We start from the raw sequence: 25,473 nt of genomic DNA, 5'->3' as shown, positions 1-25,473 counted from the left end.
CGCCTGGTGACGGGTGCTATCGGGGGGCCGGCGACTCGCCGGTTACGGCGACGCCTGCTCGGCGGAAGTCTTCCAGCGTCGCGGCCGTGGTGTCCGGGGCTACCCCGACCGAGTAGTCGAGGCGCACCCGGGCCCGGAGGCCGGCCTTGACGGCGTCCAGCGCGGTGGCGCGTACACAGTGGTCCGTGGCGATGCCCACGATGTCGACGTCCTCCACCCCGCGTGAGCGCAGCCAGTCGGCCAGGGGCGTGCCCTCCTCGTCGGCCCCCTCGAAGCCGCTCTTGGACGCGCTGTGGGCACCCTTGAAGAAGACGGCATCCACCTTGCCGCCCGTGACGGCGGGGGCGAAATTGGGGTGGAACTCCCCGCCTTCGTTGCCCGCCACGCAGTGGACGGGGAAGCTGTCCTTGAAGTCCGGGTTCTCGGAGAAGTGGGATCCCGGGTCGATGTGGTGGTCCCGGGTCGCGACGACGTAGTGATAATCGGATCCGGCGCTCTGCTCGACCAGATCGGCGATCGCGGCTGCGATTCGCTCCCCGCCGGCGACGGGCACACTGCCTCCCTCACAAAAGTCGTTCTGCACATCCACGATAATCAAGCCTCGGCCCATGACGAAACACCCTTCAGTGCTGCGGAACAAACGAGAGGGACTACGGCGCAACCGATCCCGTCTCGGGGTGCCGGCACCCCGAGACGGGATCGCTGCCATCGGATTGGGACGTCGGAGAGGACACTGCCTCGCCGGTCTCACGGCCCCATACCCGCCCGACGACCGCCGAAAGCACGGTCGGTCACCCCGCTCCCATGTGCGGCCACTGCCCTGCCGCCGCCCGGCCCCTTGTCCCGGCCGCGTTTTGCCACCATCACCCTGCAACTCCCATGCCGACGTGGGTCCGTTCAGGTGACTTCGCAGTGGTGAACCACCATCGAATACCTCCCAGGCGATATGAGTGGCTTGTACCTGGCTGATGATCTCGGGAGGCGACACGTGCGGATGTTCACACGAGGGCGATGGGTCGCCGCGGCGAGCGGGGCGGCGTTGGCCGCTGTGGTGCTGGCCGGTGCCGGAACCGTTCAGGCGGCGCCGGTGGAGTCGAAGTTCGCCGTCGTCGGGTCGGGCTCGGCGCGGGTCGTGTGCGTGGATCCGCTGGACGGGGACGAGCGGCTCGGTCCGCAGGATCTGCCCACCCGCGCGGAGCCGCCCGTGGGCCCGCTGTTGTCCGGCTACCGACGTACCGGCAACCTGACCTCGACGGCGTTCTTGGACAAGTACTGGAACAACGAGGCGAACGCCTGGAAGTACCCGCCCGACGACGGCTTCGCCCGGATCAACGGGGAACTCGACAAACACGAGACGACCTTGCGGGCCGGACAGGACCTGGATCGCTTCGGATCGGAGTACGGCAGCTTCCTCGCCCCTGCCGGGGACCGGTATGCCAAGCGAGCCCTGCCGCCGCAGAACCTGATGACACGCGATCCCGTCTTTCCCTGCGGCTACCACCGCTACCAGGTCACCCGGCCGTTCAAGGTCTGGCAGGGACACATCGCCCCATGGTTCGAACAGCCCGGTGGCGGACGACAGATCCTCCTGGACCCGGCGCTCGTGAACCCGGGCGAGGGCCAACGGCTCAACGTCAAGTGGCTCTTGGAGCACGACTACCTCAAGCCCGACGAGGACGAAGGCCGCGCCGGATCCGCGTCCCTCCCCGCCGTTTTTTCCCCGACACACTGAGCGATGGATCGGTACGAGCTTTTTCTCGCCCTGCGCCGCGGCGGCGTGGCGCAGGGCGAGATATGGATCCAGGACGCACACGAACCCGTACCGCTCCCACCCGAGTTCGTATTCCTGCGCCGAGCCGCCGAGACCTGGCAAACCGGCGTCTTCGAACGCGGCAGATGGCACGTGGTCGCCGATTTCCCCGACGAGACGGCCGCCTGCGATCACGCGCTCCACATCCTGGCGCTACCGAGAAGTCCCGCGGCCGACGATCTCCCGACGCATCGTTCACCCGATTCCTGACGGCGGCGGCGTCGAGCGCGTCCCGCACCGCCCGACCTCCCACGGGGCGACCCGCACGGGACGGTTCGCGCTCGGGGTCGACGACGCGGTTTTCCGGGGTGGTCGTCGATGTGTGGGCGTCGTACACCGGGGCCTGGGCAGGTTCGTCGGTACGACGATGCGCCAGGTCTCGAACATCGTCCGCCGGCCACAGAACGGGGAGTTCCGGCAGCCGGTGCATTGCGATCGCGTCCTCGATACGCCTCTGTCCGATCAACATGCGGGCCTGGTGCCCGGTCGTCATGCCGGTGCCGCCTCCCCGGGGGGTGGGGTGGTGGGCCGTTCGCGCCGGTTGGGGAATGTAGGGCGGGTGTTCACGGGCTTCCGGTGCGGGGGCCGGGGACGGGGGTGGGTCCGCCGGTTTCGGGTGGGCGGGTGTGGGGTCCGGGGCCGGTGTTCGCCGGTGTGGCGGGGGTTTCCCAGGGCAGTTCGCGTCCGGCCGCGATCCATTCGTTCGACAGGGCGTCGAACACCGGGGTGTCCTGGCGGTCTTGGGCGGGCGTGGGTTCGGGTTGTGCGTGTGAGCCGCTCACGCGCTGTCCAACGAGCGGTCCGCGTCGCGGGTTCGGCGTCGTTTCGTCCGGAGTGTGCGAAGGCGGGAGGTGGGGCGTCCCGGACGGTTGCCGATCGCGTCGGCGAAGGCTGCGGTGAACGTCCATCCCCGATCCGGGGGCGGCTGTGGGTCGTTCCACAGTCGTGTCTGGGCGACCGGGGCCGCCAACGCGCCGACGTCGCCGTTCGAGCGGGCTGTCGCCCGCCGCGGATGGGCGCCATGCGCCGTTCGGGTGGTGGCGAATGATCGGCCCGGGCGGCCCGCCGCGTGACGACGATGCAGTCGCGGCCGGCGGCTACGGCCGTGGCGCGGGATAACGCGGGACAACACCCCCGGACGCCCGGTGACGAGGACGGATTCGGGCACGGGCCGACTTCGCGGCACCCGGCCGTCCCGGGCGCCGGTCGGCCCGTTCGGCGCAACGTCCGCATCCTGTACGGTCCCTACGGCGTTGGGGGTTCGTCGGCGGTCGTGTGGGGGCGGGCGACGTTGTGGGGCGCGGCATCGGGTCGTCCTTCCCCGAGGACCCGGTGCCGCGCCCCCTGTGTTCCTGCCCGCGCCCCGACGTGCCATGGGTCGCTCGTCCGGGTGAGTTTCGCCGGCCGTGCGTCGCCCGAGGACGGCCCGACCCAACGGCCGCCTTGCCCGAGTTGCCCGGCCCTCCCGCCGACATCCTCGCCGGCCCCGACAAACTCCCCGAGCACCTCGCGCACATACGACGGGCTGGTCGGCTACGTCCTCGCGGACGACTACGACCACTTCGAGACCACGATCGACCCCGCCACGGGCAGCGGCGACTACCTACGGCCGATCGGCGACGAGCCCAATCTCGAACTCGACTTCGGCAACCACAACACCACCGTCGCCGCCATTTCAGCGTGGTCGGGCCCCGGCGAGCTGATCCTCCCCACTCCCGGCCGGTGGGGGCACGACGGCGAGGACCTGTGGGCCGCCTGCGTCGAACGTGCCCGGGCGAAACCACCGGCCGCCCTGACCAGTCGGTGGGGATTCCGACGGTCGACCACGCCTTGAGGAGTGCCCGGATCTCCTCGCCGTCGCCGTACAGGCTTCGGGCGCTCGCGACGGTCAGTCGCGCGAAGTCCGCGAATTGGGCGTCGGCGGCAAGCTCGCCCCCGCTCAGCACGGCGTACCAGATTCGACCGGGCCGCTCCCAGGCGTGGCCGCCGAGGGAGGTGGCCGGCTGATGGAAGGCGTGGTTGGGGATGCCGGAGTTGATGTGTACGCCGCCGCTGTCGCGATTGGTCCGCACATAGCCGTCCATGGTGGCCGGCTGGGAGTCCCGGCCGAGTTGGGGATCGTCGTAGGCCGTGCCCGGGGCCTTGAGCGAGCGCAGCGCCCGGCCCTGGAGGGCGGGGCCGAGCAGTCCGGCGCCGATGAGCCAGTCCGCCTGGTTCGCGCTCCGGCCGAGCGAGTACTGCTTGATCAGCGAGCCGAAGACGTCCGAGATCGACTCGTTGAGCGCGCCGGCTTGCCCGTAGTACTCCAGATCGGCGGTGTACCGGGTGACACCGTGGGTGAGTTCGTGGCCGATGACGTCGATCTGGGTGGTGAGGTCGAGGAGACAGTCCCCGAAGACCATCTGCCGGCCGTCCCCAAACGCGTTGCCGTACTGCTCGCCGTAGTGGACGGTGGCGTCGAGCGGCAGTCCGGAGTCGTCGATCGAGTGCCGACCGTACGCCTTGAGGTAGAAGTCGAAGGTCGCGCCACGCCCGGTGTATGCGCGGTTGACCGTCTGGTCCCCGGCGGGTTGGTCACTTTCGACACGGCCCTCCGCGGGACCGTCGTGCTGCGCCGTGTGTCCACGCGCCTCGCCGGCCGGGCCCGGCCGGCGAGGCGATGGGTATTCGATCGCGATGAAGGAACGGTCTAGCTGTTGGTGGTGAAGACGACGTCCACCCAGAAGTTGGTACCGTTCCGCGAGCTGGTCGGATAGCCGGCCGCGCCGGACTTGTACACGCCGTTGCCGCCGACACTGCCGGACGCGGGGGCGATGATCGCGCCTCCGACCGCGTCCGTCAATCCGCCCTCGGTGGAGGAGTATCGGCCCGCGGGGGCGAAGTACGAGGCCACGTAGGTGACGTTGGGGTAGATCGGGACCGGTTGGTCGAACGTCACCTGCTGCCAGCCCGATTCGGACTCGTTGGTGAACGTGGCGGTGGCCATGGGAAACCCCGCGCCCATCCAGATGGTTCCGGTGTGCGGGCCGATGTTGCCCGGGCCCTTGTAGAACCGCAGGCCGGTGGCGAACCCGTGCGTGTTGACGCCGAATTTGACGCCGACTTCGATGCCGGTGGCGTCGGTGTCCGCGAGCACGTCCGGCGTCGCGGTCGCCGGCCAGATGGTGCAGGACGGGTTGCAGACCGGTGGCGGGCTGTCGGCCGTCGTGAAGGACCACCTCTTCGTCGGCATCGGGGTGCCGTCGAGGGATTTCACGCCCACCAGATCGACGAAGTAGGTGTTGGCGGGCGCCAGATGGTAGGTGAGATCGAAGGTGGTGATGCGGGAGGCGGCGTTGTAGGTCGTGCTGCCGGGCCGGCCGCCGCTCTCACCCTGCCAGACCACCCACCGGATGCTGGAGGGTTGCACCTCCCGGTCGAAGGTGGCGGTGATGTTGGTGTCGACCGGGACGGAGACCTCCCCTTGTGTCGGGGAGATCTCGATGACCGCCGGCGCGGGGCCGGGGACGTCGGTGGTGTTGAACACCGGGTCGACCCAGTAATTGGAGTCGTTCCAGGTCGAGTTCGGGAATCCGGCGCCGTAGAGGTACACGCCGTTGCCGCCGGCGGCCTCGCTCGCGGGTGCGGTGAGCGGCCCGCGCACGTGCGCGGTGGTCAGGCCGCCCTGGTCGGCGTTGTACCTGCCGTTGGGTGCCTGGTAGGACGCCACGTAGGTGGTGCCGGCGGTGACCGCGACGGGTTGGGCGAAGTTGACCTGTTGCCAGCCCGATTCGGACTCGTCGGTGAACGTGGCGGTGGCCAGTCGATCGCCGGCCGCCGACCACAGGGTCCCGGTGTGCGTGCCGGTGTTGGTGGCGTCCTTCCAGAAACGTACGCCGGTGATGTAACCGGCCTGGTCCGCCTGGAACTTGACGCCGAGTTCGGTGGCGGAGGTGTCCGGATCGGGACCGGAGGAGGGCTGTTCGGTCGACGCCCACAGCGTGCATGGGCAGCCGGCCGGCGGGGCCGGGTCGTTCGCGGCCGCCCGGGATGCCCCCGGTGCGGCGATGGTTAACGCGAACAGTAACGCGAGGATTGTCAAAATGGTTGCCCTGTGCGGCCTTGGCCAAGGTATGTACATGAGTGTCCCCCACCCAACGTCAGTTCCCGAGACGGTTGTCCCGGGGCCGAGCCGTGGGAAATTCTGGCGCACGCCCCGGCCCGTTGTCCGGGGTTTGCCCTGCCGCGAAGCGGGCTGCGGAGTTCCGCATCATGGTCCGGGGTGCCATGATGCACATCGCCTCGACCGACCCCGGAGGTCATGTGCCGGGGAGGCGTAGTCGGACCACGAGTCCGCCGCCGTCGCGTGGCTCCGCGGTGACCTCGCCGCCGTGGGCGCGCGCGACCGCGCGAACGATGGAGAGGCCGAGACCGGCGCCCTTCGTCCGGCGCGCCGGGCGCTCGTCGCCGAGGCGGCGAAACGGTTCGAACAGTGACGGGACTTCGTAGCGCGGCACGACCGGGCCGGTGTTCGCGACCTCGACCACCGCCCATCCGTCGGACGCGGTGTGGCTGCTCAGCCGCACCCAGCCGTCGGACACGTTGTACCGGATCCCGTTCTCCACGAGGTTGTGCACGAGTCGTTCCAGGAGCACGGGGTTCCCCGTCGTCGCGGCCTCCTCGGCGGCGGCTTCGACCTTGACGGAGCCTTCGGACGGCACCTGCGAGGCCACGTGCTCGACGATGTCCGCCAAGTCGACGAACGACCGTTCCACCACGTCGTGTTCCGAGCGGGCGAGGAGCAGCAGCCCGTCGATGAGCCGCTCGTGCCGGCTGTTGATCTCGAGCAGGGTCTCGCCCAGGTTCCGCACGTCGTCGGACGCCTCCCGCCGGTAGATCGCGACCTCCAGCAGCGCTTGGTTCAGCGCGAGCGGCGTCCGCAGTTCGTGGGACGCGTTGGCGATGAACCGCCGCTGCCCGTCGAACGAATGGTCGAGCCGTTCCAGCATCAGGTCGAACGTGTCGGCGAGGCGCTTGAGTTCGTCCTCCGGACCGGCCAGCGCGATGCGTTCGTGCAGGTTGCGGTCGGCCGCCGGGGCTTCTGCGATGCGGCGCGCGGTGTCGGTCATCCGCTGCAACGGCTGGAGCATGCGCCCGGCGACCAGCCACGCCAGCAGCGTCGCGGCCAGTCCGACCGCGGCGACGGCAATGCCCCCCTGGGTCAGCAGCGCGCTGAGCGCGTCGCTGCGGGTGCTGCCGTTCGATGCGTGGGTGAACTGCCGCTGAGGTGCCCCCTGGTCCGACACGGGCGCGCCCGCCTCACCCGGCGCCTGGGGCCCGCTCATCGTCACCTGCGAATCCGTCGGCAACTGCTGCGACACCAGCAGATACGTCACGCCGAGCACGACGACTCCCGCCACGAAGAACAGCACTCCGTAGACGAGCGTCAGCCGCGCCCGGATTGCCCACCGCGACGGCCGCGCCCACCCGGGAGTGAGCCGGGCCGTGAACCGGCGGATCACCGGATCCGGTACCCGACGCCCGGTTCCGTTTCCACCACCTGCGGTTCCCCGAGCTTCCGGCGCAGCTTCAGGATCGTCATGCGCACCACGTTGGTGAACGGGTCGGTGTGTTCGTCCCATGCCTTCTCCAGGAGCAGTTCGGCCGAGACCGCGGCCCCGTCGGCGCGCAGGAGTTCGGCGAGGACGGCGAATTCCTTGCGGGACAGCGGGACGTACCGGCCGTCGCGGTAGACCTCGCGGCGGTGCAGGTCGAGCCGGATCCCGGCGCGTGCCAGGACCGGGGGAGCGGCCGGCCGGGCTCGGCGGCCGAGCGCGACGACGCGGGCGCCGAGTTCGCGGAACGCGAAGGGCTTGGCGAGGTAGTCGTCCGCACCCAGGCCGAGGCCGGCGACCCGGTCGTCGAGGGTGCCGGCCGCGGTGAGCATCAGGACGCGGGCGGTGGCGGAGCCGGCGGCGATCGAGCGGCAGACGTCGTCGCCGTGCACGACGGGTAGGTCGCGGTCGAGGACGACCACGTCGTAGTCGTGCACCGCCAGGTTCTCCAGGGCCGTGCCGCCGTCGTGGACGACGTCCACCGCGTGCGCGTCGCCGCGCAGCCACTCCGCGACCGCGTCCGCGAACAGCGGTTCGTCTTCCACCACCAGGATGCGCATACGTCCATCATGGCGAGCGGCGTGTCACATCCGCGTCAACGCAAACGGTGACGGCCCGGCGACGCGGGTCCGGCTCGAATGGCGTCCGACGCCGCCGACCGGGCGGCCGGACGACCGAAGGATCGATGATGACGAGCACACGCGGGAAAACCGGCCTCCTCCTCGCCCTGCTCTTCCCCCTCGTCGCCGCGTGTGGCGGGGGCGGCGGAGGCGACGAAGACCAGGTCGCCTCCGCCGGCACCCCCACCGCCACGCAGTCGGCGGGCAGCAAGACGCCCAAGCCCGCCGACGAGAAGGACGCGATGCTCAAGTACGCCCAGTGCATGCGCCACAACGGCGTGCCCGCCTTCCCCGACCCGCAGTTCAACGGCGAAGGCGGAGTCTCGCTCGACCTGCCGCAGGGCACCGATCCGAAAGCTGTCGACGCCGCACAGAGCAAGTGCAAGGACCTCATGCCCAACGGCGGCGAGAACCAGAAGGTCGACCCGGCGATCACCGAGAAGCTCCGCCGGTACGCCAAGTGCATGCGCGAGCACGGCCTTCCGCAGTTCCCCGACCCCGCGCCCAACGGCGGCCTGCAGATCAACAACGACCAGCTCGGCCTCGGCCCCGACGACCCGAAGTTCAAAGCCGCCGACGAGGCTTGCACGCAGTACATGCCGCAGCCGCCCGGCGGCGGAGCAGGCAAGGCCACCCGCAACGCCGGCGACGGGGGCGGCCACGCATGACGCCCCGCCGCAAGCGCCGCACCGGCCGCATCGCCGTCGCGGTGACCGCAGTTCTCGCCGCAGGCGCCGCCGCCGCGGCCGGCACCGGCATCGGTCTGCCCGCGAAGAACGACGACCCCAAGCCGTCCCGCGGCAGCCTCCCGCCCGCCACCGGCACCGTCACCCGGCAGACCCTCGTCGACACCACGACCAAATCCGGAAAGCTCGACTACGGCGACACCGCGACCCTCAACGGCGGCAAAGTCACCGGCACGCTCACCTCGGTGTCCGCACCCGGCTCGACGGTGGTGCGCGGGAAGCCGCTCTACAAGGTCGACAACACACCCGTCGTGCTGCTGTACGGCACGCTTCCCGCGTACCGCGACCTCGCCGTCGGCATCGAGGGCCCCGACGTGCAGCAGTTCGAGGAGAACCTCGCCGCCCTCGGCTACGGCGGATTCACCGTCGACAAGAAGTACACCGAAACCACGGCCGCCGCCGTCAGGAAGTGGCAGAAGGCGAACGGGATGACGCAGACCGGCACCGTCGAACTCGGCCGCGTGCACTTCGCGCCCGGCGAACTCCGCGTGGAGACCGACAAAGCGGCCCTCGGCGACGCCGTCCAGCCAGGGCAGGCCCTGCTCACGTACACCGGCACGCGCCGTGTGGTCGGCGTCGACCTGGAAATGGCGTACGCGAGCCTCGCCAAGACCGGCACCGCGGTCACCCTGAAGCTGCCCGACGGCAGGACCGTCCCGGGCAGGATCACCGCCACCGCCACCGTCGTCGACCCGGGCAAGGACAGCGGCGCAACCCCGGCGACCCCGACCACCAAGCTCAAGGCGACCGTCACACCGGACGACGCGACCGCCGTCGCCGGGCTCGACCAGGCCTCGATCGACGTCGGCTTCACCGCCTCGCGCCACGAGAACGTGCTGACCGTGCCGGTGGCCGCGCTCCTCGCGCTCGCCGAAGGCGGCTACGGCGTCCAGGTCGTCGACGGGACCGCGACACGCCTGGTCCCGGTCGAGACGGGCATGTTCGCCGGCGGTCGCGTCGAAGTATCCGGCCAGGGCATCGCCGAAGGCACCGTCGTGGGGATGCCCTCGTGAACCGGCCGACCGAACCCCTCGTCGAACTCGTCGGCGTCTGCAAGGAATACGCCGGCGGTGTCGTCGCCCTCGCCGACATCGACCTGACCGTCGGCTACGGCGAACTCGCCGGCATCGTCGGCCCGTCCGGATCCGGCAAATCCACCATGCTCAACCTCATCGGCACCCTCGACCGCCCCACCGCCGGCACCGTCCGCATCGACGGCCACGACGTCGCCGCCCTGTCCGACCGCCGCCTGTCCGCGCTCCGCGCACACCGCATCGGCTTCGTCTTCCAACAGTTCCACCTCGCCCCCGGCCGCACCGCCTGCGAAAACGTCGCCGACGGGCTGCTCTACGCCGGACACTCGCCCCGCGAACGCCGCCGTCGCGCCCAGGCAACCCTCGAACGCGTCGGCCTCGCCGACCGCATGGACCACCTCCCGCACGAACTGTCCGGCGGACAACGCCAACGCGTCGCCATCGCCCGCGCCGTCGCCGGCGACCCCGTGCTACTGCTCGCCGACGAACCCACCGGCAACCTCGACACGGCCTCCGGCCAGGGCGTGATGGATCTTCTCCGGGAACTCCACGCCGCCGGAACCACCGTCCTCGTCATCACCCACGACCGCGACATCGCCGCCGCGTTGCCCCGCCAAGTGACGATGCGCGACGGCCGGATCGCCGCGCCCGACAGCCGAACCCACCCGGGGGCGCTCGCCTCCACAGGCAGGGAGGCCTGAGACATGACGACCGCCTACCAGCCCAGCCGCCTCCGCCCCCGCGACGTCGCCGCCGTCGGCGCCGTCGGGCTGCGCACCCGGCCGATGCGGGTCTTCCTGTCCGCGCTCGGCATCGCCATCGGCATCACCGCGATGACCGCGGTCGCGGGGATCTCCACGTCCAGCCGCGCCGATCTCGACGCCCGGCTCGCCGCACTCGGCACCAACCTGCTCACCGTGGCGCCCGGCAGCGCGCTGAGCGGCGGCGCGGCATCGCTGCCGCTCGATGCGCCGGCGATGATCTCCCGCATCGGCCCGGTCCGACAGGTCGCCGTCACCGGCGTCGTCAAGACCGCCAAGGTGTACCGCAACGACCGCATCCCGGCGGCGGAAAGCGGCGGGCTGTCCGTGCAGGCCGCGGACCTGAAGCTGCCCGAGACGGTCGGCGCCCGGATGGCCGGCGGTACGTGGCTCAACGCGGCCACCGAGCGCTACCCCGCCGCCGTCCTCGGCGCCACCGCCGCCGACCGGCTCGGGATCGGCCGCGCCGGGCCCGACATGCGCGTATACCTCGGCGGACGCTGGTTCACCGTGGTCGGCATCCTCGACCCGGTGCCGCTCGCCCCGGAACTCGACTCCGCCGCCCTCGTCGGACGGCCCGCCGCAGCCGGGTACCTCGGCTTCGACGGCCACCCCACCACCGTCTACACACGTACCGCCGATTCCGCGGTGGCCGCCGTCCGCGACGTGCTCGCCCGAACCGCCAATCCGCGCAACCCCAACGAGGTCAAGGTGTCGCGCCCTTCCGACGCGCTCGCCGCCCGGCAGGCCACCGACGAAGCCTTCACCGGCCTGCTGCTCGGCCTCGGCGCCGTCGCCCTGCTCGTCGGCGGCGTCGGCGTCGCGAACACCATGGTCATCACCGTCCTGGAACGCCGCGGCGAGATCGGCCTGCGCCGCTCCCTCGGCGCCACCCGCGGCCAGATCCGCGCCCAGTTCCTCGTCGAATCCCTCATGTTGTCCGCCCTCGGCGGACTCGCCGGAGTCACCCTCGGCACGGCCGTGACCACGGTGTACGCCGGCACCCGTCAGTGGGATGCGGTCATCCCCGCCTGGGCCACCATCGGCGGTCTCGGCGCCACCCTCCTCATCGGCGCCATCGCCGGCCTCTACCCGGCCATACGCGCCTCCCGGCTGCCCCCGACCGAAGCCCTCGCCGCGACCTGAACCCCTCGGCCTGCCTGCGCACCACGCCGGAACCAGCCCGGAACGGGCCATCCGCGAGGCTCGACCATCAGCCGAGCGGGTGGTCCGGGCGCTGTTGCGGCTGGTTCCACTCCGGTCCCAGGAGGGCCTCGATCGGATGTTGGTACGGCCGGCCGTTTCCTTTGTGTCGGATGGTCGTTGGGTGGGATGCGCTCTCGACCGATGCGCCGTGCGCGGAGCCGACCGTGACGGTGGAATCCGTCGGCGGCGGCTCATGGCCGGCACGTCTTCATGCACGGATCGGAAAGGTTGCGGTGTGACCCAAACTCTCGAGTACCAGAGCAACGCCATCGTCGAACTGATGGGGGTTCGCCCCACGGAGCGCGACGCGGAGTGGCTCAGGAACGCCCTACAGCAGGCGATCATGGTCGAGGTCGCGACCCTCGGCCCCTACGCGAGTGGCCTGTGGTCGATCGAGAAGAACCAGGGGCCCGTCTACGACGCCATCCGGGCGGTCATGTTCGACGAGATGACCCACATGGGGTTGGTGTGCAACATGCTCACCACCATCGGCGGGAATCCGGTCATCGCCGACGCGGGCGTGGTGCCGAAGTACGAGCAACCGTTGCCGGGTGGTGTGCGCCCCGAGTTGATCGTCTTCCTGGAGGGCTTGAACAAGGCTTCCGTCGAGATGTTCTCCGAGATCGAGCGCCCGGACGACCCCATCGCGCAATTCGAGACGTTCACTACGATCGGGGCCTTCTACACCGCGATCGAGGAAGCGTTCGAAGCGCACAGCCACCTGATCACCGGCGCCCGACAGATCGAGTACTCGCTGGCCCACCACGGGCAGGGCAACAACATCGTCCCGCTCGACACCATCGAGAAGGTCCGCGCCGCCATCGAGGTCATCAAGGAGCAGGGCGAGGGAACCTCCGCCTCGCCCGAGAATCCCTTCCCCGGGAAGCCGGGAGAACTCGCGCACTTCTACGTGTTTCGCGAACTCTTCCACGGCCGGAAGCTGATCAAGGTCTCGGAATCCCCGGATGTCTGGGATTTCAAGGGTGACGACATTCCCCTGCCCCCGGCGTACCCCATGGGCAGGGTTCCCGAGGGCGGCTGGGCCAACGACCCGACGTACGCTCCCACCCCCGAGATCCGGGAGACTCTCGACGCGTTCAACACCGAGTTCAGCTCGATGCTGCGGGCGCTGGAGCGCGCGTGGCGGGCGGACGATCCCAACGCGGGCAAGAGCGAAGTGGGTATCGCGGTCGGCCACATGTTCAACATGGGGCCCCTCGCCCGCTCCCTGATGGTCAAGCCGCTTCCGGACGGCGGCGGGAAGACCTACGGACCGGAGTTCCTCTACGTCGAGTAGAGCCCGTACCGGCCTCTGCGTTGTCCGGCGATGGTGACGAGCAACGCGCCGGTCCGGTGACAACACGGCCTTCGGTCGGGCGTCGGCCCTTTCGTCGAGGGAGGGTTCGCCGGGCGCGGTGCGGTCGTAGCGGGGGGCGGCCGTGTGCCAGGCGATGGCGTCCGCCGCGAGGTGCTCGAGGTTGTCGAGGTGGTTGAGCAGGCCCGGGTGGTCGAGTCCCACGCGGGGCAGGGTGGCCTTCAGCCTTAGGTAGGCGGTGTGTTCCTCGTCGAGGGCGCGAACGACGAGGTCGACGCCGTCCGGCAGACTCACGTGCCGTTCCGCGCACAGCACCGGCAGGATGTTGACCGCTCGTTCCGTGTCGAGTTCCTTGTCGAGGGAGAACAGGTCGTTGACCAGGACGTGGTGGTTGTCCAGAAGGCGTACGAGGGCGCGGACCAGGGGATGGTCGAGCAGGCGCCGCGGGACGAGCGTGTTCGTGGCGGGTGGCAGCAGCGCGACCAAGGGCCGGATGCCCAGGACGTCGGGGCGCAGTTGCCGGTATTCGGCAAGCGAGGGCGTGCGGTGAAGGCGTTGCAGGTCGACCTCCCACTGGTGGGCGTGCAGGTAGTCGTGCAGCGCCGCGCGATGGCGGTCTGCGTGGTGGGAGGGACCGAAGCGGCGTATCGCCCGGGCGAGCGGCGCGGCGAGTCGCGCCGGCGGCGGGTCGTCGGAGGCGGGAGCCGCGCCGTCGAAGACGTCCAGGATGCGTTCGTGGGCGGCGGTGAGGTCGACGGACGTGCGCGGCCTTCCCGCGTCGTCCGTTTCGGCGACCGAGTCCTCGTGCAGGCACGCCAGGGCGTTGTTGAGCATGATCAGGTACAGGCCGTGGCGGGAGGCCGTGGGGTGGAGCCGACCAGTGAATTCGCCCAGGCGGATCGCGGCGAGGGAGTCCCGCAGGGTGGACGGCATGCCGTGCGCGCGCAGCAGTGCGAGGACTTCCTCCTCGACGGTCTCGGCGTGGGGGTGGGTGCGCTCGGCGAACGTGGAGACGAACGGACACGGCAGGTCGGGAAGTACGAGCGACGCCCGGGTCACGACGACACCTCCCCTTGTTCTCGATCGGCGTCCCGGGCCCGGCTCGGTGTCGGTGTCGGTGCCAAAACCTTCGCCCAGCCGCGCAGTTCGGCGGCGGCAGGGGCGGCGAACGCGGCGTCGTCGACGATCGCCAGGGCCTGACCCCGCAGCGCGCGGATGCGTTCCCGGACGAGCTCGCGCGCACCGCACGCCTCCAGCAGCCGACGAACCTCGACCACATCCGCCCCAGCCTTCGCCGCTGCCTCTCCCTCCATCTCCGTCCTCGTCTTCGTCTTCGTTTTGTCCGGGCGAGGGCCTGCGAGCAGCCGCAGCAGCCGGGCGCGGTCCGCGGGAGCGGCGTGCCGCAGCGCCAGCACCATCAACAGCGTGTACTTGCCGCCCCGCAGGTCCTCCGAGCACGATTTCCCGGTCCGGGTGGGATCGCCGAATACCCCCAGCAGGTCGTCGTGCAGTTGGAAGGCGACCCCCAGCGGCACCGCGAACGCCGACAACCGCTCCAGCAGGGCGTCGTCCGCGCCGGCCAACACCGCCCCCAGGTGCAACGGGCCTTCGACGGTGTACTTCGCCGTCTTGTCGCGTGCGATGGCGATCGCCAACTCCTCGTCCGTGCCGCCGACACCGGTGGCGACCACGTCGGCGTACTGCCCACACAACGTCGCCGTGCGCATCGCGTCCACCACGGCGCCCGCGGCACACAGGCGATCCGGCGCCAGACCCGCACCGCGCAACAGACGATCCGACCACACCAGTGCCAGGTCGCCGAGCAGGATCGCCCCGCACACCCCCAACCGACCGGCGTCCGGACGCCCCCGATGATGCCGGGCCAACATCCGCTGCGCGGTGGGCCGGCCCCGGCGCAGCATGCTGTCGTCCATGACGTCGTCGTGCACGAGCGCGAACACGTGGAACATCTCCAGTGCGGCGGCGACGTCGATCAGGGGCTGCGGGCGGCCGCGGCCGCCCGCAGCGCGCCATCCGGTCACGCACAGCAGGGGCCGTAGTCGCTTGCCTCCGGAGAACAGGTATTGGTGTGCCACGCGCAGCAGTTCCGGCGGCACGACGGGCTCTCGCGTTCCCGGCCGCGGCGGGGCGGCCTGTTCGGCGAGGTGTGCGCGCAAACGCTCGTTCACCTCCTCGCGGATCGCGTCCGCGTCCGGGGCAGACCGGACACGCGGCCCGTCGACGACGTCACCGGCCATCGGCGTGCTCACGGTCCAGGACCTGCACGCGCACGTCCCGGGGAGAAGCGCCAGGCGGGCCGCCACCCTCGGGGTCGGGCCGACCGGCCGCAACTGCCAGTGGGAGACGATGCGTTCCAGAGCGAGTGCCATCTCCGTCACGGCGAAACGGTCCCCGATGCACATGCGGGCCCCGGCTCCGAACGGTACGTATGTCTCCCGGCCCGGAGGCGTCGACCAGCGGTCGGGGTCGAAACGGTCCGGATCGGGGTGCAGGTCCGGTCGCCGATGCAGGATCCAGGCACTGAACGCGACGGTCGTCCCGGCCTTCAGCGGGGTGGCACCCAAAACGGTGTCGTGGGTGACCCGGCGGGTCAGGAACCAACCCGGCGGGAACAACCGCAATGTCTCCGCGACGACCCGCCCCGCTTCACCGTCCCCGATCGACCCCACATCCGCCGCCCGCGCCGAGGCCGATCTGCGATCGGCCTCCTTTCGGACCCGGTCCTGCACCTGCGGATGAGCGGCCAACAGGTGGATCGCCCACGCCGGCGTGGACGCGGTGCTCTTCATCCCCGCGACGAAAAACGTCATCACCTGATCGGCGACCTCCCGCTCCGTCAGCGGCGCCGGCACCGAGCAACTCCCCGACCCGGTCGTAGAACGGGCCTCCCTTGTCGAACGTCACCGGATCCAACAACACCCGACGCGTCAGGTCCGCATCGCACACCACGACCACCCGATGCGGACCCAGACCGACCCCCACCAGATCCCCGTACGCGGGCAACGACGACAGGAACCCCAACGGATCACGCAACAGACGCACACCGTGCCCCACCACCGGCAACGCCCCCGCCGCGAACGGAACAACCGCCGACGAACCCCCACGCCCGCGCCCCGCCACCCGTTCGAACACGACCGTCGCCTCCCGCCGCGAAGCACACGTTGCCCCACCAGACTGACGCCACGCCGACCGCCTCCGACAGGGCGCGCATCCGCCACCCGAAGCTCACTCCGGCACACGACGGCCACACCACGCTCTGCCGCGTACCCCGGCGCACGTCAACCGAGCCCGACGGCCCCCGACACTTCCTCCGGGCACATCGCGCCGGACACCGGCGACGCGTGGCCGAAGGACTCCCCGTGGCGGCGTGACGTCGCCGCCGGACCGCGGCGCCGTCACGCGCCGCCGGTTGGGCGTGCGTGCGTTCGGGTTTGCCTTCGGCGCGGGGTCCGGCCGAGTAGTGGTCAGTGGACGGTGGTGGCGAGTTCCAGGACGATGTCGAGGTAGGTCGAGGCGCCGGGGGTGAGTCCGGTGCGTGGCCACAGGAAGCCGTAGTCGATCGGCGGGGCGTCGTGCAGCGGGATGAACACCATTCCCGGGCGGGAGTGGTAGTCCTTCGCGCGAAGTGCCACCGTGCTGACGCCGACGCCCATGCTGACGTGGACCAGGACCTCGGGCCAGAACCGGGTTGCCGGCCCCTGCGGGATCGGCCGGCCGGCCGGGGTCGTGCGTGGGAAGTAGTAGTCCATCCAGTACTGGGGGATGTTGTCCGCGGCGATGGTGACCAGGGTCGTGTCGGCGAGTTCTTCCACCGACACGGACTCCCTGGTGGCGAACGGGTGGGCAGCAGGCACCAACAGCCCGCGGGGTTCGGCGAACATCAGGGGGCCCTGGACGATGTCGGGCTCGACAATGGGGAATTCGGTGAGTTGCAGATGCACCTCTCCTGCCCGCATGCGGCCGAGCGGGTCGAGGAGTTGGATCTCCTGGATCTCCACCGCGCTGTCCGGATGCCGCACGCGGAACAGGTCGGCGGCCTTGACGAGCAGGTTGCCGCACCAGGCCCCGGAAAACCCGACGCGCACCACGTCCTTGATCCGCACGCCGCGACTGGTGGTGATCGCCTGCGCCAGTCCGGCGGCGATCCGGTCGTAGGCGGGACGCAGGTCGTCGCGCAGTTGCTCGCCGAGCGCGGTCAGCGTCACCTTGCGACTGTTGCGTTCGAACAGCGGCCCGCCGATGCGGCGTTCGAGCTTGCGGATGGTCTGGCTGATCCGGCCGGTCGTGACGTGCAGGCGCTCGGCAGTGCGCCCGAAGTGCAGTTCCTCGGCGAGCGTGAGGAACGCCTCGAGCTCGAGCCTCTCCAGCATGCCCACCCCTTGATCGTTTAGTCGTACTCAACCCAGCGTGCCGTGGTCGTGCCTTGTTGCGTCTCGTGCGGGTCCTGCACGCTTGGGGAGCCGCGTCCGACGGACACCCGGGACCTCGTAGCGGCACACCCACATCGCGAGACGGAGACTTCGCATGAGCAAGATCGTTGCGGTCATGTACATCACGATGGACGGCGTCGTCGAGGACCCCGTCTGGACCGGCCCGTTCTGGAACGACGAGCACGCCAAGTACCAGAACGGCCAACTGCGCGCGAGCCGCGCCCTGTTGCTGGGGCGTGCCACCTACGAGGGCTTCGCGGAGGCATGGTCGCCGCGCGACGAGTCGGACGAGTTCACCGCGCGGATGAACCACATCCCCAAGTACGTCGCCACCACCACGCTGCAGACGACGACCTGGAACGCGGCGATCATCGACGGCGACCTCATCGAGCAGGTGGTCAAGCTCAAGGCCGAGCCGGGCGACGACCTCCTGATCTACGGCAGCGTCACACTCGTCAACACCCTGATCGAGCACGACTTGGTCGACGAGCTGAAGTTGTTCCTCCACCCGGTGACCGTCGGCACGGGCAAGCGCCTGTTCGCGGATGGCGCCGCCCCGAAGACCTGGACCCTCGCGGGCACCCAGTCCTTCAGCTCGGGCGCCATCGTCCTCGACTACCGCCCGGTACCGGCGGCCTGACACACCGGCCGCGATACGCACGACGCCTGCTCCGGCACCGGGAAGCTCGCCGAGAACTCCCCGGTGCCGGACCCGGTCGCCGAATCCCGGTGGAGGGCACCACGGCGCTGACGACCGCCGCTGTACGGGAGCCTGGACGACGCCGTCCAATGAACTCGCCGACCACAATGCGCATGGAAGGACTCCAGAATCGATCTTCATGGATTCGTGAAAGCTACCTTGCTTTCAGCATTTCGGCAATAAAAAGCTCACGAAGCGCGGTATTTACTGGGGAAGTTCGGCACATCATTTGCAATGAGAATGATGATGAATGCAAACCCATCTGCGGTTCATTGCAATGACCTGACGGTGAATGCATACTTGCCGTCGGCCCGGACCGCTCCGGTACGGGCGCACACGACACGGCAGGAGCACGCGGCGATGCCCGGAGGCAGGCTGACGCATGACGAACGGGTGCGTATCGGCGCGGGACTGGGCGCCGGGCTCAGCTATTCGCGGATCGCCGCGGACCTGGGCCGCCCCGTCTCGACCGTGAGCCGCGAGGTCGAACGCAACGGGGGCACCGACGGCTACCACGCGGACCGGGCGCAGGAAGCCACCGGCCGGCGCGCCCGGCGCGGCAAGGCGACCGCCGGGTCCGCCGGCACCGGGCCGGCGGACCCGGCGGGCACCGGCGGCCCGGCGGACGACGGCCACGTCGATCCCGTGCTCTACACCGCCGCGCCCGGCGCCGACTCCGCAGTCGTCCGCGAGTTCGGCGAGCGCTTCACTCCCGTGCTGATGGCGGCCGGCCTGCCGCGGATGGCGGCGCGTCTGCTCGCGTGCCTGTACGCCACCGACTCCGGCAGCCTCACTTCGGCGGAACTCGTCCGGTTCCTCCAGGTCAGCCCGGCATCCGTGTCCAAGGCCGTGGGCCACCTCGAGGAACAAGGGCTGATCCGGCGCGAGCGCCACCCGCACGGCCGAGCGGAGCTGTATGTCATCGACAACGACGTCTGGTTGCAGGCCATTGTGGCCAGCATCCAGGCCAACGCCCGAATCGCCGCCGTGGCCCTCGACGGCGCCCGACTGCTGGGCGCCGCCACCCCGGCGGGAGTGCGGCTCTCGCTCATGAGCACGTTCCTCGACCGGATCGGCCGGGATCTGGCCCGGGGCGCCGAGCGGTGGCGACACGTGGTGGCCGGCCCTCCGGCTCGGGACGATCCGTCAGCGGGCGGCCGGTAGGAGCTCCGACACGGCGGCCGCGTCCGGGCGCCGGCCGAGGAGCGCGGATCGTGCACCGGGCTGCACGAGCATGTCCGCTATCCGCGGGCGGTGATCGTGCCGGCTTCGGCCGGCGTATCCGACGCGGGAGCGGTGGCTGACGAGTCGGAGTCCGTGTCGGGGGCGTGGCCGGCCCGTGCCCGGTGGGCGGGTGCGGCGAGCGTGTGCCGGATTCCGCCGCCGATGAAGGCGCCGATCACCGGGGCGAGCAGGTAGATCCACAGATGGGTGGTGTTCCCGGACAGCAGTGCCGGGCCGAATTGCCGTGCGGGGTTGGCGGATCCGCCGCTGTGGGAGCCCAGTGACGCGATGATGAGGGCGGTGGCCAGGCCCACGGCGTACGGCAGCAGTGGCAGGGCGGACGGGCGGCGCAGGAAGGCGCCGAGCATGAGCGTCACGATCGCGATGGCTCCGGCCTCCGCGGCGAACACCGCGGCGGCGTCCCAGGTCGGCGCGGGTGCCACGGCGGCGTACGCGATGGGGGCGTCGCGGGCGGCGGCTCCCCAGAGGAGGCCGCCGAGCGCTGTGCCGGCCAGTGATCCGACCGCCTGGGCGGCGATGTACGGGAGGACGGCCCGCCCGGGAAAGGCTCGGAGAAGCCACAGGGCCACGGTGACGGCGGGGTTCAGGTGTCCGCCGGAGTACCGCCCGGAAGGCGACAGGATGAGCGCGGTCAGCAGCACGCCGACGAGTGCGCCGAGTACGACCGGCGCGAGGTCCGGATTCGCGATCGCCGTGGGCGAGTCGGGCGCGAGCAGCCATCGCATCGCGGTGACGACGAGGAAGAGCAGCAGCGCGGTGAGGCCGAACTCGTGTGCGGCGCGGCGCAGGGTGTGGCGAGGCGGCCCTGCCGTGGGTACTCGGCCGGTGAGGGCGGGCCGTAGCGGGGGAGAGGCCGGGGAGGGCTTCGGGAGAGGCGACGTGCAGGAGGGCGGGTCTGGATTCGGGGGTGGTTTTCCGAGCCGCATGAGGGGTGACCTCGATGGTGTGTGGTGCGTGCCGACAGGACCGCGGGGTGGGGAACCCGGCAGCGCGAGGGGTTCCCCACCGCCGTTCGGTCGTCGTCAGCGAGTCGTGTGCGCGGCCTCCAGCCAGTTGAGGAATTCGCAGGCGAAGTGCCACTGGTGGCCGGTGAAGACGTGCTCGGGGGCGCCGGCGGGGAACTGGATCGTCAGGCGGATGCGCAGGCCGCGCGGACCGTCGCCGAACTCGTGCATGACGCGGCAGATCTCGGTGCCGTCCGTGAGCCGTCCGGTGCCGCCGATCCGCACGGGGTAGGTTTCGTGGCCCTCGTCCTCGATCTCGACGCCGTCGTTGAAGGTGAGGAAGAAGCGCAGCGGTCCGGAGCCGATGGTCTCGATGATCTCGACCACCCCGTCGGCGGAATTGGCGAGGTAGTGCTCGGGATTGGCCGCGAGCAAAGCCGTCCGGTCGGCGCTCGCGAGCCGGCCCTGCCACCAGGTCAGGAACTGCTCGGCGGTGATCCCGCCGATCTCCATCTCGGTCACGGCGGACCGCCACGCGCCGCCCGAGGCGTCCGGCAGCGGGGCCATGATCTCGTCCGCCGCCCGGAGGTCCTCGGTGAGCAGTTCCCGCATCGCCGCGTCGCCGATCCGGTCCTTGAGCAGGGCGAGCGCGTTCCGGGCACGGTCCAGTTCCCACCGGCGGATGTCGTCCTGCGTGTACTCCGTGCCGTCGATAACGGTCCGGACGGTCAGCGCGCCGTTCACGGCGTGCTCCTTTCGACGAGATGGATCTCTTGAGCGGAGAGCTTTTCTCCGCTTCCAGAACGATAGCATAGGCGGAGAGAAGTTCTCCGGTTTGGTGGGGCAAGGGAAGGCGGTACATCGTGCGGGCGGACGCGGCTCGCGGCAGGCGGCCGATTCTCGACGCGGCCCGGCACGTCTTCCTGACGCACGGCATCGACACGCCGGCTCCTCGAACTGCCCGGCCGTCAGCGCGAACCGGGAGCGGCATCCAGGGGGTTCCGCAAGCGACTGATCATTTCGCAGAGGAGATCGACGACTTCTGCCGAGGTGTTCGCCTGTCCGTACGTGTAGAAGTCCGGGCGGACGAGGATCGCCCGCGCGTTCGAGGAGGCGAACCACCGGTCGTACGTACCGTCGAAGTCGACATAGGAGCCCGGGAACTCCACGGGGGCTTTGGAGACGTAGACCACGTTGATCCCGATGAAGTCGGACACCGCGTCACAGATCCGGCGAGCATCCTCGGCAAGGCAACGATCGGCGCAGAACAGCGTCCACCCCGATCCCACCACGTCGTCGAAGCGCTTGACCTTGTCCTCGTGGACGATCAGGCCTTGTACTCCGAGCCGGCCACGAGCACCGGAGCCGCCGTCGGCGTTGCCGAGGAAGCCCGTCGTCAGGGCCGGCAGCGGGGGTATGGGCGGCAGTCCGTCGCGGCGAATCTCGGCGTCCCGCGCGGCCGCCTTCCGCGGGTCGGTCTCGCACAGGATGGCGCCGAGCGAGATCGCGATCCGGGTGATCTCGCGGACGTGGTCGCCTCGTTCCCGCGTGTAGGTCTCCAGGATGTCGTCCGAGGCGGTGCCGTTCAGGACCAGGTCCAGTTTCCAGGCGAGGTTGGCGGCGTCGCGGATTCCCGAGCACATTCCCTGTCCCAGGAACGGTGGCATGAGGTGCGCGGCGTCGCCGGCCAGGATCGCGCGCCCGCCGACGAAGTCGTGGGCGACAAGGGAGTGGAAGGTGTAGAGGGTCCGTCGGATCAGCGTCGCGTTCTCGGGGGTCACGCCCCAGCGTTCGAGCTTGTTCCAGCAGCCGGCCTCGCTGACGAGTTCGGCGGGGTCTTCCCCCGGCATCAGCATGAACTCCCACCGGGCGTGCTCGCGGGCCAGCCAGCGGAAGAGGGTCACGGGACGCTCGGGGTCGCACATCTGACCGGAGGCGGGCATCGCGATCCTCCGATCCGGTTCGTGGAGTCTGACGTCCACGATGGAGAGCGTCTCGGAGAATCCGAAGTCGTCCCAGGTGATGCCGGCCGCCTTGCGGACGAACGAGTTGGCTCCGTCGGCTCCGATGACGTAGCGGGCGCGCACTGTCGTGGTGGCGCCGTTCGGCTTCCACTCCTGTCCGTCCTGTGTCCCGCTGCGGAAGGTCATCTCCACCCGGTCCTCGTGTTGTTCGAGGCCGACTGCTTCCCAGCCGCGGTGGACGGAGACGTTCTCATGGGCCTCGGCCGCCTGCGAGAGCAAGGCCTCGAGATCGGGCTGGTAGAAGATGTAGTCGGATCTCCAGGACGACGTGGTGGGCCTACCCCAGTCGATCCGGAAGAGGAGATCTCCGTTGCCGTCGATCCAGTCGTACTCGCTCGCCGGGACGGCCCGCACCTCGAACCGGTCGGCGACCCCGATCGACTGGAGGATGCGTACGATCTCGTCGTCGACGTGCCCGGCCCTGGGAAGCGGATACGGCAGTTCCCAGCGCTCGTACACGCCGACCTTCCAGCCCTTCCGCCCGAGCAGGGCCGCCAGCGTCTGGCCCACCGGGCCGTATCCGACGATGCAGACGTCCAGGTCGATCGACGCCGCGCTCATTGCTTGGTCCCCGACCGGGTGGCCGCCCCGATTCCGGCCGGAGCGAGCGGCCGGGTACGCGCCTCGTGGCGCATGGTCCCCACCCCGTCGACGGTGGTTTCGAGGACGTCTCCGTCGCGCAGGAAACGCGGAGGTGTGCGGCCGATGCCGACCCCCGAGGGGGTTCCGGTGAAGATCAGGTCGCCGGGCCGCAGCACGACGATGTCGGAGAGGTAGGCGATCACCTTCGGGATGCCGAAGATGAGGTCCTTGGTGGATCCGCTCTGGACGGTCTCGCCGTTGACAGTACAGGTGATGCCGATGTCGTCCCGATCGTCGAACTCGTCCGGTGTGACGATGAACGGCCCGACCGGTCCGTAGCCGGGGCGGGACTTGCCCAGGGTGGGTTGGCTGTTCACGCCCAGCCGGTTTTGCACCGACCGGTCGGAGATGTCCTGACCGGCGGTGATGCCGGCCACGTGGCCCCACGCCTCGGACTCGGGGACCCGGTGGGCGCTCCGTCCGATCACCACGACCACCTCGGCCTCCCAGTCGACCGTGTCGTCGGCGATCGTGACCGGTCCGAACGGGCCCGCGAGGCACGACGTGAACTTCGCGAACACGAACGGGTGCTCGGGAATGGCGAGGCCGGACTCGACCGCGTGGCTCACGTAGTTGAGGCCGATGCACATGATCTGTCCGGGTGCCGGCGAGGGACACAGGAGGTCGTTCTCGCTCCAGGTGACGGCCGTCCCGGGGGGAGGCGAGCCGCGATCGAGCCCGGCCGTTTGCGCGGTGACCTCCTCCCACCGGGACAGCGCGGTGCGCGGGTCGGCGAGGCTCTCGTCCCCGGCGGCACGGGCCAGGTCGATGCCGCCGGCTCTGCCCGTGACGAGGGTCGAGCGGCCGTTGACGTTGGCGAATCTCACGGGTTGCCCCAGGGGTTTCCGAGTCCGGCCACGTCGATGGCGGACGCTGGTTGGCCGGTGGTCGAGACGGCCGGCAGGACTTCGAGGAACGCCTCCGGCAACGGGTTGCCGAGGTGGAAGTCGGAGGATCCCTGGGCCGGAGTCCACATGACCGGCTCGTGGTCCGGGGCGATGCGCTGGAGGCCGGGGGAGACGACCTCCAGACGCATTCCTCCGGGTTCGCGCACGTAGACCGAGACGGACTCCCCGTGCCCATGGCGTCCCGGGCCCCATTCGATCGAGGTTCCGGATTCGCGGAAGATCTCGGCGGCACGGAAGACGTCGGCGCGCTCGTCGACCTGCAGGGCGAAGTGGTGGAACCGGCCCCGATACCCGGAGTCGTCGCGCAGGAAGGCCAGTTGGAACGCCGAACCGGTGGACAGGGTCGCGAAGATGGCCGGCCCTCCGTCGGGCACCTCCGTCCATTCGGTGAGGAAGACGCCGAGGTTCCTCTCGTACCACCGCGCGTCCCCGAGCACGTCCGCGGAGGGGAAGTTCACGTGGTCGAGATGGCGGGCCGCGATTCCGCGAGCGGGGTTGCGCTGCGGGCGGGTGGGCAGCGGCGAGGCCAGGTGCCCAGGCGCCCGGTAGCGCTCTGTCTCCCAGAAGAGCTTCTGCTTCTGCCCGTTGGGACCGACGAAGAGATACGCCCTTCCCTGCCGGGGGGCCGGTTCCTGCCAGCCCAGGCCCGCGTTGTCCGCGCCGAGGCGCCGTGCCGCGAGATCGAGGGCTTCGGCGCTCCTGGCCCGCCATCCGATGTGGCCGAGGCCCGTCGTCGGGCTCCGCGTGAGGATCAGGTCGTAGGGGAGGTAGTTGCCCCACGTCCTGAGGAAGACCGAATCGCCGTGTTCGAGGACAACCTCCATGCCGAGGAGGTCATGGAAGAACACGACGCTCTCCTCGAGCCTGGGTGTGAGGATTTCGACGTGCGCGAGGTGCGCGACGAGGTGGTCCATCTGCATCCCTTTCTGCCGGTCGTGGGCGTGCTTCGTCGAGACGCCGCACGCCGATGGTTTTCCTGGGGTCGCGGTCGCCGGGGGACGCGCATGATGTCGCGTTCGGCGATCCCATGGCCGGGAGCCCTGCTGCGCGCGACACGTCCGACGACGAAGCGGAGGGGCCCCGGCTCTCGATGCCGGCTCTCGACGAGCCCGGCACGATCCGAACATTGAATGCCTCCCGAGCTTGGCGCGAACGACCCCGTGCGGGTTCACACCGTTCGCGAAGCTCGGGCGATGCGGGTCTCGGATGCGGAGTGGTGTTCGCCGCGACCTCTCGACCTCGCGAAAGCATTTCTAGCACGCTGTCCGATAATGGGGAAGAGGTGACGGCCTCCGTGTCTGGGGAGGCATCGGCGAGCCTGTCGACGGGGTCCGAGGTCGGGCGAGCCGGACGGCGGAGCGGGCTTGCCGGAGAGTCGGCAGGTCGGCACAGGCGGCAGTTGGGTGGGGATTCGCGCGTGAGCGCATTCGGACCGCCGGGCTGCGACAAGCATTGGCGGGTGACCCGCCGGCT

The 25,473-nt window shown here is 70.2% G+C and carries 22 protein-coding genes and 2 pseudogenes; 10 read left to right on the top strand and 14 right to left on the bottom strand.

Annotated features, from left to right (window positions below; all coding sequences use genetic code 11):
- Nucleotides 1-16 precede the first annotated feature (16 nt).
- Complete coding sequence (locus ACFXKZ_RS32055; protein ID WP_380004970.1) at nucleotides 17-610, bottom strand: isochorismatase family protein; 594 nt, start codon at nucleotides 608-610, stop codon at nucleotides 17-19.
- 384 nt (nucleotides 611-994) lie between these two features.
- Here ACFXKZ_RS32055 and ACFXKZ_RS32050 point away from each other — a divergent pair, with 384 nt between their 5' ends.
- Nucleotides 995-1,732: a TNT domain-containing protein gene (locus tag ACFXKZ_RS32050; protein WP_380005032.1), complete on the top strand. Its 738-nt coding sequence runs from the start codon at nucleotides 995-997 to the stop codon at nucleotides 1,730-1,732.
- 3 nt (nucleotides 1,733-1,735) lie between these two features.
- Nucleotides 1,736-2,020, top strand: coding sequence for a hypothetical protein (locus ACFXKZ_RS32045; protein WP_380004968.1), 285 nt, complete (start codon nucleotides 1,736-1,738; stop codon nucleotides 2,018-2,020).
- 353 nt (nucleotides 2,021-2,373) lie between these two features.
- Here ACFXKZ_RS32045 and ACFXKZ_RS32040 read toward each other — a convergent pair whose 3' ends face one another.
- A complete protein-coding gene (locus ACFXKZ_RS32040; protein ID WP_380004966.1) occupies nucleotides 2,374-2,592 on the bottom strand; it encodes a hypothetical protein in 219 nt (72 codons plus the stop codon).
- 608 nt (nucleotides 2,593-3,200) lie between these two features.
- Here ACFXKZ_RS32040 and ACFXKZ_RS32035 point away from each other — a divergent pair.
- Complete coding sequence (locus ACFXKZ_RS32035) at nucleotides 3,201-3,644, top strand: hypothetical protein (RefSeq protein ID WP_380004964.1); 444 nt, start codon at nucleotides 3,201-3,203, stop codon at nucleotides 3,642-3,644.
- On the opposite strand, the pseudogene ACFXKZ_RS32030 reads toward ACFXKZ_RS32035, so the two are convergent.
- The 4 genes and pseudogenes from ACFXKZ_RS32030 to ACFXKZ_RS32015 all read right to left on the bottom strand — a co-directional run.
- Nucleotides 3,610-4,398 (bottom strand): annotated as a pseudogene (locus tag ACFXKZ_RS32030) (M4 family metallopeptidase); the annotation flags it as partial. The gene ACFXKZ_RS32035 and the pseudogene ACFXKZ_RS32030 overlap by 35 nt on opposite strands.
- Before the next feature lie 101 nt (nucleotides 4,399-4,499).
- On the bottom strand, nucleotides 4,500-5,891 hold the full coding sequence (locus ACFXKZ_RS32025; protein WP_380004962.1) for a DUF4082 domain-containing protein: 1,392 nt from the start codon (nucleotides 5,889-5,891) through the stop codon (nucleotides 4,500-4,502).
- Nucleotides 5,892-6,108: 217 nt separating this feature from the next.
- Nucleotides 6,109-7,311, bottom strand: a complete 1,203-nt coding sequence (locus ACFXKZ_RS32020) for a sensor histidine kinase (RefSeq protein WP_380004959.1) — start codon at nucleotides 7,309-7,311, stop codon at nucleotides 6,109-6,111.
- Nucleotides 7,308-7,964, bottom strand: coding sequence for a response regulator transcription factor (locus ACFXKZ_RS32015; protein ID WP_380004957.1), 657 nt, complete (start codon nucleotides 7,962-7,964; stop codon nucleotides 7,308-7,310). Before ACFXKZ_RS32015 ends, ACFXKZ_RS32020 begins: the two co-directional genes overlap by 4 nt.
- 128 nt (nucleotides 7,965-8,092) lie before the next feature.
- Here ACFXKZ_RS32015 and ACFXKZ_RS32010 point away from each other — a divergent pair, with 128 nt between their 5' ends.
- The 5 genes from ACFXKZ_RS32010 (at nucleotide 8,093) to ACFXKZ_RS31990 (ending at nucleotide 13,068) form a co-directional block, all read left to right on the top strand.
- Nucleotides 8,093-8,692, top strand: a complete 600-nt coding sequence (locus ACFXKZ_RS32010; protein WP_380004955.1) for a hypothetical protein — start codon at nucleotides 8,093-8,095, stop codon at nucleotides 8,690-8,692.
- Nucleotides 8,689-9,783, top strand: coding sequence for an efflux RND transporter periplasmic adaptor subunit (locus ACFXKZ_RS32005; protein WP_380004952.1), 1,095 nt, complete (start codon nucleotides 8,689-8,691; stop codon nucleotides 9,781-9,783). Before ACFXKZ_RS32010 ends, ACFXKZ_RS32005 begins: the two co-directional genes overlap by 4 nt.
- Complete coding sequence (locus ACFXKZ_RS32000) at nucleotides 9,780-10,505, top strand: ABC transporter ATP-binding protein (protein ID WP_380004950.1); 726 nt, start codon at nucleotides 9,780-9,782, stop codon at nucleotides 10,503-10,505. Before ACFXKZ_RS32005 ends, ACFXKZ_RS32000 begins: the two co-directional genes overlap by 4 nt.
- 3 nt (nucleotides 10,506-10,508) lie before the next feature.
- Entirely contained in the window at nucleotides 10,509-11,711 is a 1,203-nt protein-coding gene (locus tag ACFXKZ_RS31995; RefSeq protein ID WP_380004948.1) for an ABC transporter permease, read from the top strand.
- A 295-nt stretch (nucleotides 11,712-12,006) separates the two neighbouring features.
- Entirely contained in the window at nucleotides 12,007-13,068 is a 1,062-nt protein-coding gene (locus ACFXKZ_RS31990; RefSeq protein ID WP_380004946.1) for a ferritin-like protein, read from the top strand.
- Between the two features lie 324 nt (nucleotides 13,069-13,392).
- Here the strand turns inward: ACFXKZ_RS31990 and ACFXKZ_RS31985 are convergent.
- The 3 genes and pseudogenes from ACFXKZ_RS31985 to ACFXKZ_RS31975 all read right to left on the bottom strand — a co-directional run.
- Nucleotides 13,393-13,920: pseudogene (locus tag ACFXKZ_RS31985) on the bottom strand (terpene synthase family protein); the annotation flags it as partial.
- Between the two features lie 221 nt (nucleotides 13,921-14,141).
- Nucleotides 14,142-15,959 carry a cytochrome P450 gene (locus tag ACFXKZ_RS31980; RefSeq protein ID WP_380004944.1) on the bottom strand — a complete coding sequence of 606 codons (1,818 nt, stop codon included), beginning with the start codon at nucleotides 15,957-15,959 and terminating at the stop codon, nucleotides 14,142-14,144.
- Between the two features lie 612 nt (nucleotides 15,960-16,571).
- Nucleotides 16,572-17,477 (bottom strand): LysR family transcriptional regulator, encoded by a 906-nt coding sequence (locus tag ACFXKZ_RS31975; protein ID WP_380004942.1) that lies wholly within the window; start codon nucleotides 17,475-17,477, stop codon nucleotides 16,572-16,574.
- Between the two features lie 154 nt (nucleotides 17,478-17,631).
- Here ACFXKZ_RS31975 and ACFXKZ_RS31970 point away from each other — a divergent pair, with 154 nt between their 5' ends.
- Entirely contained in the window at nucleotides 17,632-18,177 is a 546-nt protein-coding gene (locus ACFXKZ_RS31970) for a dihydrofolate reductase family protein (protein WP_380004939.1), read from the top strand.
- Between the two features lie 420 nt (nucleotides 18,178-18,597).
- The gene (locus ACFXKZ_RS31965) at nucleotides 18,598-19,401 is read left to right on the top strand and encodes a MarR family transcriptional regulator (RefSeq protein ID WP_380004937.1); all 804 of its coding nucleotides are present in this window, start codon (nucleotides 18,598-18,600) and stop codon (nucleotides 19,399-19,401) included.
- A gap of 77 nt (nucleotides 19,402-19,478) precedes the next feature.
- On the opposite strand, the gene ACFXKZ_RS31960 is transcribed toward ACFXKZ_RS31965, so the two are convergent.
- The 5 genes from ACFXKZ_RS31960 to ACFXKZ_RS31940 form a co-directional block, all read right to left on the bottom strand.
- Nucleotides 19,479-20,408, bottom strand: a complete 930-nt coding sequence (locus ACFXKZ_RS31960; protein ID WP_380004935.1) for an MIP/aquaporin family protein — start codon at nucleotides 20,406-20,408, stop codon at nucleotides 19,479-19,481.
- 96 nt (nucleotides 20,409-20,504) lie between these two features.
- Entirely contained in the window at nucleotides 20,505-21,170 is a 666-nt protein-coding gene (locus ACFXKZ_RS31955) for a hypothetical protein (RefSeq protein WP_380004933.1), read from the bottom strand.
- 224 nt (nucleotides 21,171-21,394) lie between these two features.
- Complete coding sequence (locus tag ACFXKZ_RS31950) at nucleotides 21,395-23,011, bottom strand: bifunctional 3-(3-hydroxy-phenyl)propionate/3-hydroxycinnamic acid hydroxylase (protein WP_380004931.1); 1,617 nt, start codon at nucleotides 23,009-23,011, stop codon at nucleotides 21,395-21,397.
- Nucleotides 23,008-23,919 carry a fumarylacetoacetate hydrolase family protein gene (locus ACFXKZ_RS31945; RefSeq protein ID WP_380004929.1) on the bottom strand — a complete coding sequence of 304 codons (912 nt, stop codon included), beginning with the start codon at nucleotides 23,917-23,919 and terminating at the stop codon, nucleotides 23,008-23,010. Before ACFXKZ_RS31945 ends, ACFXKZ_RS31950 begins: the two co-directional genes overlap by 4 nt.
- Nucleotides 23,916-24,914, bottom strand: coding sequence for a VOC family protein (locus ACFXKZ_RS31940; RefSeq protein WP_380004927.1), 999 nt, complete (start codon nucleotides 24,912-24,914; stop codon nucleotides 23,916-23,918). Before ACFXKZ_RS31940 ends, ACFXKZ_RS31945 begins: the two co-directional genes overlap by 4 nt.
- Nucleotides 24,915-25,473: the final 559 nt, after the last annotated feature.

This window comes from Embleya sp. NPDC059237 (assembly GCF_042754105.1).
Lineage (GTDB): Bacteria > Actinomycetota > Actinomycetes > Streptomycetales > Streptomycetaceae > Embleya.
This window is presented reverse-complemented; position numbering and strand designations above follow the sequence as displayed.

Coding starts and splice junctions, on each gene's coding strand:
- ACFXKZ_RS32055 (WP_380004970.1), bottom strand. CDS start 610: ATGGGCCGAGGCTTGATTATCGTGGATGTGCAGAACGACTTTTGTGAG.
- ACFXKZ_RS32050 (WP_380005032.1), top strand. CDS start 995: ATGTTCACACGAGGGCGATGGGTCGCCGCGGCGAGCGGGGCGGCGTTG.
- ACFXKZ_RS32045 (WP_380004968.1), top strand. CDS start 1,736: ATGGATCGGTACGAGCTTTTTCTCGCCCTGCGCCGCGGCGGCGTGGCG.
- ACFXKZ_RS32015 (WP_380004957.1), bottom strand. CDS start 7,964: ATGCGCATCCTGGTGGTGGAAGACGAACCGCTGTTCGCGGACGCGGTC.
- ACFXKZ_RS32010 (WP_380004955.1), top strand. CDS start 8,093: ATGACGAGCACACGCGGGAAAACCGGCCTCCTCCTCGCCCTGCTCTTC.
- ACFXKZ_RS32005 (WP_380004952.1), top strand. CDS start 8,689: ATGACGCCCCGCCGCAAGCGCCGCACCGGCCGCATCGCCGTCGCGGTG.
- ACFXKZ_RS31995 (WP_380004948.1), top strand. CDS start 10,509: ATGACGACCGCCTACCAGCCCAGCCGCCTCCGCCCCCGCGACGTCGCC.
- ACFXKZ_RS31975 (WP_380004942.1), bottom strand. CDS start 17,477: ATGCTGGAGAGGCTCGAGCTCGAGGCGTTCCTCACGCTCGCCGAGGAA.
- ACFXKZ_RS31970 (WP_380004939.1), top strand. CDS start 17,632: ATGAGCAAGATCGTTGCGGTCATGTACATCACGATGGACGGCGTCGTC.
- ACFXKZ_RS31965 (WP_380004937.1), top strand. CDS start 18,598: ATGCCCGGAGGCAGGCTGACGCATGACGAACGGGTGCGTATCGGCGCG.
- ACFXKZ_RS31960 (WP_380004935.1), bottom strand. CDS start 20,408: ATGCGGCTCGGAAAACCACCCCCGAATCCAGACCCGCCCTCCTGCACG.
- ACFXKZ_RS31950 (WP_380004931.1), bottom strand. CDS start 23,011: ATGAGCGCGGCGTCGATCGACCTGGACGTCTGCATCGTCGGATACGGC.
- ACFXKZ_RS31940 (WP_380004927.1), bottom strand. CDS start 24,914: ATGGACCACCTCGTCGCGCACCTCGCGCACGTCGAAATCCTCACACCC.